Origin of the sequence: uncultured Rothia sp. (genome assembly GCF_963544205.1) — a bacterium.
Taxonomy (GTDB): Bacteria; Actinomycetota; Actinomycetes; order Actinomycetales; family Micrococcaceae; genus Rothia.
Genome location: NZ_CAUUDY010000007.1, coordinates 1 through 12,366, shown reverse-complemented (window position 1 = coordinate 12,366; position 12,366 = coordinate 1). Strand labels below are relative to the sequence as shown.

Below are 12,366 nucleotides of genomic sequence, written 5' to 3'. Positions count from 1 at the left end.
TATCCCCTATCGGATACCCTATAGGGCATGACTTCGACCCTCAGCGATTCCGCCCAGACCCCCGAAACCAGCCCCCGCACCTACGAAGTGCGCACTTTCGGCTGCCAGATGAACGTGCACGACTCCGAACGAATGTCCGGCCTGCTGGAGGCTAACGGCTACGTTCGCGCTGAGGAAGGCACCCAGCCCGACCTGGTGGTTTTCAACACCTGCGCGGTCCGCGAAAACGCTTCCAACCGCCTGTACGGCAACCTCGGTCAGCTGGCACCGGTCAAGCGCGCCCACAAGGGCATGCAGATCGCTGTGGGCGGCTGCCTGGCGCAGAAGGACCAGGACGCCATCATTGAGAAGGCACCCTGGGTGGACGTCGTGTTCGGTACCCACAACATTGGTGCCCTCCCCACCCTGCTGGAGCGTGCCCGCCACAACCACGAGGCGCAGGCAGAACTGCTCGAATCCCTCGAAGTTTTCCCCTCCACCCTGCCGACTAAGCGCGACCACGTGTACTCCGGCTGGGTGTCCATCTCGGTTGGCTGTAACAACACCTGCACCTTCTGCATCGTGCCGTCTCTGCGCGGTAAGGAGAAGGACCGCCGCCCCGGCGACATTCTCGCTGAGGTTCAGGCGCTGGTCGATGACGGCGCTATTGAGGTGACCCTGCTCGGTCAGAACGTGAACTCCTACGGCGTGGAGTTCGGCGACCGCCAGGCGTTCTCCAAGCTGTTGCGTGCCTGCGGTGAGATTGAGGGCCTGGAGCGCGTGCGCTTCACCTCCCCGCACCCGGCAATGTTCACCGACGACGTGATTGACGCGATGGCCGAAACCCCGAACGTCATGCCCGTGCTGCACATGCCGCTGCAGTCCGGCTCAGACAAGGTGCTCAAGGACATGCGCCGCTCCTACCGGTCCAAGAAGTTCCTGAACATTCTGGACAAGGTACGCGAGCGCATCCCGAACGCCGTGATTACCACCGACATTATTGTGGGCTTCCCCGGCGAGACCGAAGAGGACTTCCAGGAGACCCTGAAGGTTGTGGAACAGGCTCGTTTCTCCTCCGCGTTCACCTTCCAGTACTCGATTCGCCCCGGCACCCCGGCAGCGACCATGGAGAACCAGATCCCGAAGGAGGTCGTGCAGGAGCGCTATGAGCGTCTGATTGCCCTGCAGGACCGCATCGCCGGTGAGGAGAACCGCAAGCAGCTCGGTAAGACCGTTGAGCTGATGGTCGTTGCGGAGGCCGGTCGTAAGGCTGATCAGACTCACCGCCTCTCGGGCCGCGGCCCGGACCAGCGCCTCGTGCACTTCTCCGTGCCCGAGGGCTGCGAGACTCCGCGCCCCGGCGACATGGTGACCGTGCCGATTACCGAGGCCGGCTCCTTCCACCTGATTTCTGACCCGACCGCCGAGCAGTACCAGCTGCGCCGCACCCGCGCCGGTGACGCGTGGGACCGCTCCCAGGCGGATTCCTGTGGTACCGGCACCACCCAGGTGCCCGGTGCGCCGGTGGGTCTGGGCATGCCGACCATCGGTCTGCGCCCCTAAAACCTATAACGATTCATGCGCCCTGTTCTTCGGGCTCTTGCCGCCACGCAAGTGGGGGCGAGGGAACCGGTAGAATGGGGCGCATGACTATCTCCGAAACTCTGCCCGTTATCGCTATTGTGGGCCCGACCGGCACCGGTAAGAGCGCGCTCGCCATTGAGCTGGCTCTGCGCCTGAACGGCGAGTGCATTAACGCTGATTCTATGCAGTTCTACCGGGGTATGGATATTGGTACCGCGAAGGTCACCGCGGAGGAGATGCGCGGCGTTCCGCACCACCTGCTGGACATTATGGATGTGCGGGATGAGGCGTCCGTGGCGGAATTCCAGGAGCGTAGCCGTGAGCTGATTGAGCAGATCCGCGGCCGTGGCCGCTACCCGATTCTGGTGGGTGGTTCCGGCCTGTATGTGCGTGCCGCCCTGGATAAGTTGGAGTTCCCCGGCACGGATGCGCGGGTGCGTGAGCGTCTGGAGGCGCAGGCGCGTACCGAGGGTATTGGTGTTCTGCACGCCCGCCTGGCGGAGGTCGACCCGGAGTCGGCTGCGCGGGTGAAGGATGAGCGCCGCATTATTCGAGCCCTGGAGGTATTCGAGGTGACGGGCCGCCCGTTCTCGGCGTTCATGCCGGTGCGCGAGTACGTGACCGAGAGCGTGCAGATTGGTTTGGATATGGATCGTGCCCTGCTGCACGAGCGTCTGCACCGCCGCGTGGAGCTGATGCACGAGCGCGGTCTGCTGGATGAGGTGCGCGCCCTGAACGAGCAGGGTTTGCAGGAGGGTAAGACCGCCTCCCGCGCGATTGGTTACGCGCAGTTTGCTCGCGTACTTGAAGATGAAGACTATAGCGTGGAGCAGGCGATTGAGGACACGACGATTGCCACCCGCCAGTTTGCGCGCCGCCAGCTGACCTGGTTCCGCGCGGACCCGCGCGTGCACTGGCTGGATGCGCTCTCACCCACCCTTGCAGATGAGGCGGAAGCCATTATCCGCGAAAGCACCCGATAAGCCACCATAACGAGCCGCAACCGAACAGATACCTCCTCGAGTCGGTCAGCGCGGTAAAATCATAAACGGACAGGTCACCAACCTTAAGGACAGCATATGAGCGAGAACCCTTCCATCTGGGGCGAGCTGGCAGGCCTGACCCTCACCAAGGGTCACGGCACCGGTAACGACTTTATTTTTCTGACGGACGAGAACGCAGAAATCGCCCTCACCCCCGAGCTGGTAGCCCGCGCCTGCGACCGCCACTTCGGCATCGGCGCAGACGGCTTCATTCGTGCTGCCCGCAGCACCGCCTCCCGCGCGGGTCAGAAGCTGCTCGAGGAGCACCCGGACGCTGTCTGGTTCATGGACTACCGCAATGGTGACGGCTCTATCGCAGAGATGTGCGGCAACGGTGTGCGTGCGTTCGTGGAGTACCTGCGCACTGAGGACCTGATTGAGCTTGAGGTGGGCGAGACCGTCAAGATTGGTACCCGTGCCGGCGTGAAGACTGTGGCGCGCACCGAAGAGGGTTACGCGATTGATATGGGTCCGTGGAGCTTCATTCACGGTGACGCCGCCCGCGAGGGTGGCGAGGACTGCCTGGTGTCTGCGCGCGGCCTGAAGACTCCGCGTGCTGGCCTGTCCATTTCGATGGGTAACCCGCACACCGTGGTGATGCTCGGTTCCGACGGTAAGCTGGACGGCCTAGACCTGCACAGCCTGCCGCAGGTGAACCCCGCCCCGGTCAACGGCACGAACGTTGAATTTGTGGTGCCGGTCGATGTGGATACTGAGAGCGGCACTCAGGTGGGCGCTATCCGTATGCGCGTGCACGAACGCGGTGTGGGTGAGACCCTCTCCTGCGGTACCGGTGCGTGTGCGGCGGCTGCGGCGACCCGTTTCTGGGGTGGCGAGGAAGCTCCGGATGAGTGGCTCGTGCACGTGCCCGGCGGTACCCTCGCGGTGACTTTCGTGCTGGGTCCGGATGACCTGGAGCATGTTGTTCTGGCTGGTCCGGCGCAGATGGTTTCGACCGTCGTACTGCGATAGAGCGTTGCGATAGCGAGCAGTCCTCGATAGAGACTTTGATATACAAAAGCGGCGGGTGTTTTCTGAAACTAAAATCAGAAAACACCCGCCGCTTTTACGTCCCCTAGAAATCAGCGCCAGAGGTTTTAATTCTCGTAACGGTGCACCTGCAGAATACGGAAGCCCTTCGAAGTCGCATAGCGCGAGACCTCAAACTCGCCGGGGTGCAGCTCCTCAAGCTGCGCATCCATCCACTTCTGCAAAGAATCGGAGCCGAGGTTCTTCTGAACCACCAGGTAGGCGTCACCGCCGGGCGCCAGGCGCGGCAGCCAGGTCAGCAGAATCTCGTGCAGAACCTCCTTGCCCACGCGAATCGGCGGGTTCGACCAGATGGTGTCAAAACGCAGTTCGGGGTCGACGGAGTCGGGGGTTCCCACGGTCACGTTGGACAGGCCGAGAGCGGCGGCGTTGCGTTCGGTCAGGCTGATGGAGCGGGAGTTCACGTCCACCGCGTGCACCTGCGCCTGCGGGGCGAGCATCGCCAGAGTCAGGGTGATGGGGCCCCAACCGCAACCGATGTCGAGCATGCGTTCGCCCTGCGGGTCGGGTGCTTCCTGCAGCAAAATAGCGGTGCCCTTATCAATGCCGGAGGGGCTGAAAATGCCGTTAGCAGTAGTGACGGTGACCTTGCGGCCGGCAAGTTCCACCTGCACGGGGCGGGGCTTGAACTCGGTCTCGGGGGTTTCAGAGAAATAATGCTGCTCGCTCATGCTATCCAGTGTACCGGTAGGGCAAGATCCCGCCGCACACGGGCAGAGTATGCGCGGGGTGGGTCAGCAGGTTGCACGCCCTGAGCGCACAGGTGACCGAACCCCCTACCCGATGCGGGCAACGGCGGTAGAATTAGAGTCGTATGAATTCTAAGAACACCCCCGTATCTGATACCGAAAAGCTGCCCAGCGATGAGCAGCTGCGCCGCACCGTAGACCGCGTTCTGGGGCGCTCCCAGGCCGCCGCCTCCGTCACGACGTATGACGCCGCCGGTACCGCGCACCACAGCGATAACTCCTCCAGCATGCACGGCAACAATAGCCGCCGTGTGCTGGATACTCGCGCACGTGAAATTTCTGATGTTCAGCGCGAGCACTCTGAATTTGATGGTGACCAGGAAGACCTCGCCGAGCGCCGCGCACTGCGCCGTATCGCGAACCTCTCCACCGAGCTTGAAGACGTCACCGAGGTTGAGTACCGCCAGCTGCGTCTGGAGCGCGTGGTGCTTGCCGGCCTGTGGACCGAGGGCACCGTAGAGGACGCCGAGAACTCCCTGCGTGAGCTCGCGGCACTGGCTGAAACCGCAGGTTCTGAGGTTCTGGACGGCCTGGTTCAGCGCCGCCTCAAGCCGGACCCCGGCACCTTCCTCGGCTCCGGTAAGGCACTGGAACTCAAGGACATTGTGGAGGCGACCGGCGCCGACACCGTGATTGTCGATTCCGAGCTGGCGCCCTCTCAACGTCGTGCTCTTGAGGACATTGTGAAGGTCAAGGTCATTGACCGCACCGCCCTGATTCTCGATATTTTCGCTCAGCACGCTAAGTCCCGCGAGGGTAAGGCACAGGTTGAGCTGGCTCAGCTGGAGTACATGCTGCCGCGTCTGCGTGGTTGGGGTGCGTCCCTGTCCCGCCAGGCGGGTGGCCGTGCCGCAGCCGGTGAGGGTATCGGTTCGCGTGGTCCCGGCGAAACCAAGATTGAGATGGACCGCCGCCGCCTGCGCGCTCGCATGGCGAAGCTGAAGCGTGAGATTGCCGCGATGGCACCGGCGCGTGAGACGAAGCGCCTGAACCGCCGCCGTAACCGTGTGCCCTCGGTGGCTATCGCCGGGTACACGAACGCGGGTAAGTCCTCCCTGTTGAACCGTCTGACCGACGCTGGCGTGCTCGTTGAGAACGCCCTGTTTGCGACCCTGGACCCGACCGTCCGTAAGGCTCAGACCCCGGACGGTATCGGCTACACCCTCTCTGACACGGTGGGTTTCGTGCGTTCGCTACCGACCCAGCTGGTCGAGGCGTTCCGCTCCACCCTGGAAGAGGTTGCCGACGCTGACGTCATCCTGCACGTGGTCGATGCTTCGCACCCGGACCCGGAGGGGCAGATTCGTGCTGTCCGCGAGGTCATCGCGGAGGTTGACGCCCGCCATATCCCCGAGATTATTGTGCTGAATAAGGCGGATGCCGCCGACCCGTTCGTGCTGGAGCGTATGCGCCAGCGCGAGCCGGAGCACGTGATCGTTTCGGCGCGTACTGGTGAGGGTATTGAGGAGCTGAAGCAGAAGATCGCGGACACCATTCCGCGCCCCTCCATTGAGGTGAAGCTGCTGATTCCGTACTCGCACGGTGAGATTATTTCGCGCCTGCACGAGTGGGACGCCGAAATTAAGAGCACCGATTTCGTATCGGACGGCACATTCGTGGTGGCTCTGGTCCGTGAGGATGTCGCCTCCGAACTGTCCGAGTATGTGCTGGAGGGCGACCTGCTGGAGGTTCTGGAAGAGGAACTTGCGGAGGCGCACGCCCTGGCTGAAGCGACCGCTTCTGTTTCCGAGCAGTCTTCTACCTCCGAGGCTCTCTAAGGGCGGATGAGCGTGACCGAGAGCATCAACGCGCCCAAAAACACCTCGGGAACTGCACCCGGACCGGCGACCGACGGCACCCGATTCACCGGGCAGGAGCTTGAGACCCTGCCCGGTTCGAAGGATGCCCTGACCCTGCTGGATGAGGCGGTTGCCGCCACTGGCGGTCAGAATCGTGCCGGTCAGCGCACCATGGTGGCGCATGTGGCGCAGGCTCTTGAACTGCAGCGTCACCTGCTGGTCCAGGCGGGTACCGGTACCGGTAAGTCCCTGGGCTACCTGGTGCCTGCCCTGGCGCGGGTGGGGGAGTCGGACCAGCCGATTGTGGTTGCGACGGCGACTCTTGCCCTGCAGGCGCAGATCGTGAACCGCGATATTCCGCGTCTTCTACAAGCGCTGGAGCCGCGCCCGGAGTCGCAGGCGCAGGTGGCTCTGCTCAAGGGCCGTAATAACTACCTCTGCCTGCACAAGCTGGAGGGCGGCTACCCGGAAGACGAGCCGGATGCTCTCTTTGACATGCCTTCTTCGACCTCCCGCGTGGGTGAGGAAGTGGTGCGTCTGCGCGAGTGGGCTGACCGCACTGAGACCGGTGACCGTGACGAGCTGAAGCCCGGCGTCTCTGATCACGCCTGGGCTCAGGTGTCGGTGAGCGCCGCCGAGTGTTTGGGTCGCCGCTGCCCGCTGGTGGAGGAGTGCTTTAGCGAGATGGCGCGCAGCCGTGCCGCCGAGGCCGACATTGTCATCACGAACCACGCCCTGCTGGCGATTAACGCTTTTGAGGGCATGAAGGTTCTGCCCGAGCACGAGACGGTCATTATTGATGAGGCCCATGAGCTGGTGGACCGCGTGACCGGTGCGGTGTCCGGTTCTTTGACGGTTGCGATGGTTCGCCGTGCGGCGCGTAGCGTGAAGAAGCATTCAAAGGCTGATTCCGGTGCCCTGGAAATGGCGGCAGGCACCCTGGAGGCCGCTTTCGAGGGTCTTGCCGAGGGCCTGCTGAAGGGCCTGGACGGTCGCCTCCTGACCGCGATTTCTGCGGTCAATGATGCCGCCCGAACCGCCCTGTCCGATACGAAGCCGGACGGTCAGGACGTTGACGCTGGCCTGCAGATGGCGCGCTCGCGTGTCTCTGAGGTGCACGATATGAGTAGCCGCATTCTGGAAGCTTCTGCTGAGCAGGATGTGCTGTGGATTTCTCGTCAGGGCGGCTGGGAGAACGGCCGCTACGTTGCCGCCTCCGATACCGACCCTGCGACCCTGAACATTGCGCCGCTGAGTGTTGGCCTGCAGCTGCGTGACGGACTCTTTGCTGACCGCACCGTGATTTTGACGAGCGCGACCCTGACGGTGGGCGACTCTTTTGACGTTGCCGCCGCCGCCCTGGGTCTGCAGGGCGAGGGCGCGCCTCGCTGGACGAGCATCGATGTGGGTTCGCCGTTCGACTACCGCAAGCAGGGCATCATGTACGTTGCCGGGGATTTGAAGCCTCCGGGATTTGGCGTGCATGAGGGCCAATTGGAGCGCCTGCGTGAGCTGTGCGAGGCGTCCGAGGGCGGCGCCCTGGGACTGTTCTCCTCGAAACGTGCCGCCGAGCGTGCTGCCGAGTACATGCGCGAGCATAGCGACCTGAACATCCTTCTGCAGGGCGAGTCTTCGCTCAAGGCTCTGGTGGAGGAGTTCAGCGAGGACGTCGACTCGTGCCTGTTCGGCACGATGAGCCTGTGGCAGGGCGTGGACGTTCCGGGCGACTCGTGCCGTCTGGTGGTGATGGACCGTATTCCGTTCCCGCGCCCGGATGATCCGATTGCGCAGGCTCGTACGGAGGCTGTGAACCGTCACCGCGGTAATGGCTTTATGGCGGTTTCTGCTCACCATGCGGCGATTCGTATGGCGCAGGGCGCAGGCCGCCTGATCCGTTCGGTGTCTGACCGTGGCGTGGTGGCTGTGCTGGATTCTCGCGTGGCAACCAAGCGTTACGGTGGTTTCTTGATGAAGGCGATGCCGCCGATGTGGTCGACGCAGAATAAGGCGGCGGTGACCGGTGCGCTGGCTCGTCTTTCGGCGAGTATTGATCGTTAGCTCGGGTGGGCTCCAGTCCTGGCGGCGCCGCCCCCTCCGCTTTGGAGATATCTGCTTTTGAAATATAAAAATCACCCCGGTGATACGTGAACATTCACGTATCACCAGGGTGATTTTTTATATAGAGCTAAGAGCTTAGCGTTATGTCTCTAGAGGCTGCGCAGCACGGAGACGACCTTACCCATGACGGTTGCGCGGTCGCCCATAATCGGCTCGTAGTTGGCGTTGCGCGGCATGAGCCAGGTGTGGCCGTCGACCTGACGGAACACCTTCACGGTTGCCTCATCGTCGAGCAGCGCAGCAACGATATCGCCGTTGTCGGCGGTGTGCTGCTCGCGGACAACCACCCAGTCGCCGTCGCAAATCGCGGCGTCAATCATGGAATCGCCCTTGACCTTGAGCATGAAGAGCTTGCCGCTACCGACCAGCTGGCGGGGCAGAGCGAGCACATCCTCCACGGACTGCTCGGCGGTGATGGGACCGCCCGCTGCAATACGTCCAACCAGGGGAACGGGTACGAGGTCTTCGTCGCCGACTTCGAAGTTCGGCAGCTCGGGCAGGGACGAGGAGGAGCTACCGTGCATGCCGACGCCGTTCTCATCCAGCACCTCAATGGCGCGGGGGAGCTTGGGGTCGCGGCGAATGTAGCCCATGGTCTCGAGACGACCGAGCTGGTGGGTGACCGAGGACAGGGACGCAAGACCCACCATGTCACCAATCTGGCGCATGGACGGCGGGTAACCCTTCTGTTCAATCTCGGTGCGGATCGCGTCAAGAATCTTCTGCTGGCGCGCGGTCAGCGCCGGACGGGGTGCTGTTGCCATTTCTTTTCCTTCGGTCTGTACTCCGGCCTTTGTATTTCCGGTCGGGGCACGGATGGGTGCTTCACACGTTTTCTGGTGGTGTCCTAAAAATTTTTTGGTTCTGCCGAAATGGGTCTTATCTCGTCAGGGGGTGGAGGAATTCTATCCGTGCCGAAGCGATACCGGAGCGATACACAGGCAACGAGTATGCGCCTCCGCCCTACATAGCAATACTCAGCCAGCAGCACCTGCGGTCGATACAGAACCAAGCTGTAACGAATACAGAAACCTGCTGTGAGTAGGACTCATCAGGAGCGTGTGGAACGTCTCTTGACACCAGTGTAGAACACTACACCGAAAAACTCAAACAAATATTCTAGATTTTTTCTTCGAAACTCGAAGAAATTTTTAGTACATCTCTGCTAGACTTTAGAACAAGAGTTCGTATATACTCTTGAATCTCTCCTGAAATTCAGGATTTACGGGTGGATGTTCGAAAAATATTCGAAGATTCGACCCTGAGTATTCCGGGAGAGGAGAGTGAATGAGTGTTCGAATGTATTCGAATCCTCTGCCTCTCTCTTCGAATAATCTACCTCGGATGCTCTAGCGAGCATCTGGCGAAGAGAGAGCGCAGGGGATGGGGTGCTGGGGCGACCCAGCGCAGCCCGGTGCACCCGACGCTCTGACCTAACTAGAGAATAGCTACCCAATAGTTATCGCCTAACAATCACCACTCCATAGTTATCACTCAACTAGGACCTCCGAGCGGGTATCGCTCGGCATTGCTAGACCCGCGGGGCAACCCCGGGGCGAGCTGAGAGAAAGGAACCACAATGACTACTGCAGCACCTATTGCTTCTCAAGGCACTTCTGCACACCTTCCGGCAGGTTTGGTGGTACTTCACCCCGCCCGCACCGCGTCCGTCCGCACCGTGTCTGCCCGCACCGTGCAGGGGCGTTCTCGTGTGCTTGCGTCTCCGCAGTCTGTTCGCTCTTCTCGTGCGGCTCATGCACCCCGCCCCGCGCAGGTGGCCCAGCCTACCCACGCTCCCGCTGTTTCTGCACCTGCTATTTCTGCCAAGGCACCTGCTCCGGTTCGCTCCGCAGCTTCTGAGGCGCAGGCTGTTTCTGATGCACAGGCGCCTAGCGTGAAGAGTGCTCTTCTAGCTAAGGGTGGCGAACTTCTGCGCGCGGTTCCCGCTTCGATTCGTCGTCTTGGCACTCCGCGCGGTTTCCTGAAGGGCCTGCCTCTGCTGACCCTGGCAGCGCTGATTGTGCTCGGTGCTATTAGCTTCTTCGGCCCGGCAGCTTCTGCTTCCGTGGAGAACGCTTCGGTGACTCGAACCGTCGTTGTGGTCAAGCACGGCGAGACTCTGTGGGATATTGCTCAGGCGGTGGATCCGCAGGGTGACACCCGTGATACTGTGGTTCGTATTATGGAGTTGAACTCGTTGACCAGCACCTCTGTTGATGCCGGTCAGCGTCTGGAAATTCCTCAGACTCAGCGCTAAAGCTCAAGGCCGCGGCTCATGCCCGCTCCTGGGGTAGCAGAGCTGAGTCTGCAGATTCTGAACCCGCTATCTGGCTCAAACTGTAGTGCCTGAACTATATGAATTCTTGACCCTCTGAAATAGGAGCGCACCGATGCCTGTCCCCGTTGAATCCACACCCCTCGAACCTGAGCCCGCGAAGAAAGCGCATGCTCCTCGTCCTGTGGTTGCCGTCTTGGGTGAACCCGGAACTCGTGGCGCCCTGGTAAAGCTCCTCCAAGATGCTGGAGCGGACGTTATCGTCACTACCGCGCCCGATCAGCTGCGTGAGGCGGACGGCATGGTGGTTGCCGGCGGTGCGAGCTCTCTCGATGCGTACGAAGATCTGAAAGCTAAGGATGCTGAGCGTGTGATTGGTCGCCGTGTTGCCGGTGGTCGTCCGGTGCTGGTTGCCGGTGCAGCGTTGAGCTGCCTCTTTGACTCCGTTACGGTGGAGCACCCGCAGATGGGTCAGGTTCAGGTGCAGTGCATGGGGGAGTGGCCCGGTGAGGGCGTGGAGCTTGCTACCCGCGACCTGGTGCCCGGAACTTCCGCTCTGAACCCGTCCGCCGATAGCACGCTACTCAAGGACCTTGAGGGCGAGGCTCACTTCAAGTCTGAGCACGGTGTTTTTGAGTGGGCTTTTGACCAGAGCATTGAATATATTGCCCCTCCGGCGGTGACCTGGACGGCAACCGAACCCGCCTATATTGCGGCGGTGGAGAACGGCCCGCTGACTGCGGTGCAGTTCTGCCCGGTGGGTTCTGGTGAGCTGGGTGCGGAGTTTATGCGCCGCTGGGTTGCATCCCTGGCGGTAACCGGTCGCCTGTCTTCTGGGGACTCCGCTACTGTTGCGGGAGGTAACTAATGTCTGCGCCCGTTCTTGAACTTCTGCCCGCTGTTGATATTTCTGAAGGCTATGCGGTGCGCCCGGTGGGTGGCACCCTGTCCGGTGGTGAGCAGCGCCTCGACCCGGTGGAGGCAGCTCTGACCTGGGTGAAGGCGGGTGCCCGCTGGATTCACCTGGTTGACCTTGATTTGGCGTTTGGTCGCGGCACGAATACCGAGGTTCTGGCTGAGGTGGTTGCCGCAGTCCGTGCCGAGAACACCCGAACGGGCTCCGCTCCGGTTCGTATTCAGGTCAGCGGCGGCGTTCGTAATGCTGAGAGCCTGGAGCGCGCCCTGAGTCTGAACCCGGACCGCGTGAACGTGACCAGTGCGGCTCTGGCAGATTCTTTCTGGCTTGAAAGTACCCTGGCTCGCTACGTGGATTCTGATCTTTTGGCTCTTGGCCTGGACGCCCGCTACAACCCCGAGCGGGGCTGGGTGACGGTGGCTCGCGGTACCGAGTGGTCGGGCCCTGACCTGGCGGAGGCATTGGCTTGGCTGGAGGGTGCGGGCGTGCGCCGCTATATCGTTACGGATGTGAGCAAGGACGGTTCTCTGGGGGGTCCCGGTGCGGAGCTGCTGGATGAGGTGTTGGCCCAGACTGCTTGCCGGGTGGTGGCGTCCGGTGGTGTGGCGTCGCTGACTGATCTTGAGAAGCTGCGTTCCATGGTGCCTTATGGCTTGGAGGGCGTGGTGCTTGGTAAGGCGCTGTATGTGGGCAACTTTAGTTTTGAGCAGGCTCTTGAGGCTGCCGGCTCCCGCTAAAGCTACTGCTCCCGCTAACCCGCACAGACTGTATATATAACGAAGCCCCGCCTCCCTCATCGTGAACTGCGCCCCGAAACTTGGACGCTATAAATAGTAACCCTTACACAGCTTCC

10 protein-coding genes are annotated in these 12,366 nt (G+C 61.8%); 8 read left to right on the top strand and 2 right to left on the bottom strand.

Going from position 1 to position 12,366, the window contains the following annotated elements; all coding sequences use genetic code 11:
• Positions 1–27: 27 nt before the first annotated feature.
• The 3 genes from miaB to dapF all read left to right on the top strand — a co-directional run bounded on the left by miaB (position 28) and on the right by dapF (position 3,578).
• Entirely contained in the window at positions 28–1,542 is a 1,515-nt protein-coding gene (miaB, locus tag RWZ58_RS05055; protein ID WP_303989412.1) for a tRNA (N6-isopentenyl adenosine(37)-C2)-methylthiotransferase MiaB, read from the top strand.
• Between the two features lie 83 nt (positions 1,543–1,625).
• A complete protein-coding gene (gene miaA, locus RWZ58_RS05050; protein WP_314657877.1) occupies positions 1,626–2,546 on the top strand; it encodes a tRNA (adenosine(37)-N6)-dimethylallyltransferase MiaA in 921 nt (306 codons plus the stop codon).
• A gap of 96 nt (positions 2,547–2,642) precedes the next feature.
• The gene (dapF, locus tag RWZ58_RS05045; RefSeq protein WP_314657876.1) at positions 2,643–3,578 is read left to right on the top strand and encodes a diaminopimelate epimerase; all 936 of its coding nucleotides are present in this window, start codon (positions 2,643–2,645) and stop codon (positions 3,576–3,578) included.
• A 125-nt stretch (positions 3,579–3,703) separates the two neighbouring features.
• Here the strand turns inward: dapF and RWZ58_RS05040 are convergent, their stop codons facing one another.
• Positions 3,704–4,327, bottom strand: coding sequence for a methyltransferase (locus RWZ58_RS05040; protein ID WP_314657875.1), 624 nt, complete (start codon positions 4,325–4,327; stop codon positions 3,704–3,706).
• A 143-nt stretch (positions 4,328–4,470) separates the two neighbouring features.
• Here RWZ58_RS05040 and hflX point away from each other — a divergent pair, with 143 nt between their 5' ends.
• Positions 4,471–6,183, top strand: a complete 1,713-nt coding sequence (gene hflX, locus RWZ58_RS05035; protein WP_314657874.1) for a GTPase HflX — start codon at positions 4,471–4,473, stop codon at positions 6,181–6,183.
• 6 nt (positions 6,184–6,189) lie between these two features.
• A complete protein-coding gene (locus RWZ58_RS05030; RefSeq protein WP_314657873.1) occupies positions 6,190–8,262 on the top strand; it encodes an ATP-dependent DNA helicase in 2,073 nt (690 codons plus the stop codon).
• 149 nt (positions 8,263–8,411) lie between these two features.
• Here the strand turns inward: RWZ58_RS05030 and lexA are convergent, their stop codons facing one another.
• Positions 8,412–9,086, bottom strand: coding sequence for a transcriptional repressor LexA (gene lexA, locus RWZ58_RS05025; RefSeq protein ID WP_070643922.1), 675 nt, complete (start codon positions 9,084–9,086; stop codon positions 8,412–8,414).
• Between the two features lie 815 nt (positions 9,087–9,901).
• Between lexA and RWZ58_RS05020 the strand changes: the two genes are divergently transcribed.
• The 3 genes from RWZ58_RS05020 (at position 9,902) to RWZ58_RS05010 (ending at position 12,250) form a co-directional block, all read left to right on the top strand.
• On the top strand, positions 9,902–10,579 hold the full coding sequence (locus tag RWZ58_RS05020; protein ID WP_294628815.1) for a LysM peptidoglycan-binding domain-containing protein: 678 nt from the start codon (positions 9,902–9,904) through the stop codon (positions 10,577–10,579).
• A 133-nt stretch (positions 10,580–10,712) separates the two neighbouring features.
• A complete protein-coding gene (locus RWZ58_RS05015; protein ID WP_314657872.1) occupies positions 10,713–11,465 on the top strand; it encodes an imidazole glycerol phosphate synthase in 753 nt (250 codons plus the stop codon).
• Positions 11,465–12,250 (top strand): HisA/HisF-related TIM barrel protein, encoded by a 786-nt coding sequence (locus RWZ58_RS05010; RefSeq protein WP_314657870.1) that lies wholly within the window; start codon positions 11,465–11,467, stop codon positions 12,248–12,250. Before RWZ58_RS05015 ends, RWZ58_RS05010 begins: the two co-directional genes overlap by 1 nt.
• The last annotated feature ends 116 nt before the right edge of the window (positions 12,251–12,366 follow it).

Excerpts from the sequence above, each read along its gene's own strand:
- miaA (WP_314657877.1), top strand. The coding sequence starts at position 1,626 with ATGACTATCTCCGAAACTCTGCCCGTTATCGCTATTGTGGGCCCGACC.
- dapF (WP_314657876.1), top strand. The coding sequence starts at position 2,643 with ATGAGCGAGAACCCTTCCATCTGGGGCGAGCTGGCAGGCCTGACCCTC.
- lexA (WP_070643922.1), bottom strand. The coding sequence starts at position 9,086 with ATGGCAACAGCACCCCGTCCGGCGCTGACCGCGCGCCAGCAGAAGATT.
- RWZ58_RS05020 (WP_294628815.1), top strand. The coding sequence starts at position 9,902 with ATGACTACTGCAGCACCTATTGCTTCTCAAGGCACTTCTGCACACCTT.
- miaB (WP_303989412.1), top strand. The coding sequence starts at position 28 with ATGACTTCGACCCTCAGCGATTCCGCCCAGACCCCCGAAACCAGCCCC.
- RWZ58_RS05030 (WP_314657873.1), top strand. The coding sequence starts at position 6,190 with ATGAGCGTGACCGAGAGCATCAACGCGCCCAAAAACACCTCGGGAACT.
- RWZ58_RS05010 (WP_314657870.1), top strand. The coding sequence starts at position 11,465 with ATGTCTGCGCCCGTTCTTGAACTTCTGCCCGCTGTTGATATTTCTGAA.
- hflX (WP_314657874.1), top strand. The coding sequence starts at position 4,471 with ATGAATTCTAAGAACACCCCCGTATCTGATACCGAAAAGCTGCCCAGC.
- RWZ58_RS05040 (WP_314657875.1), bottom strand. The coding sequence starts at position 4,327 with ATGAGCGAGCAGCATTATTTCTCTGAAACCCCCGAGACCGAGTTCAAG.
- RWZ58_RS05015 (WP_314657872.1), top strand. The coding sequence starts at position 10,713 with ATGCCTGTCCCCGTTGAATCCACACCCCTCGAACCTGAGCCCGCGAAG.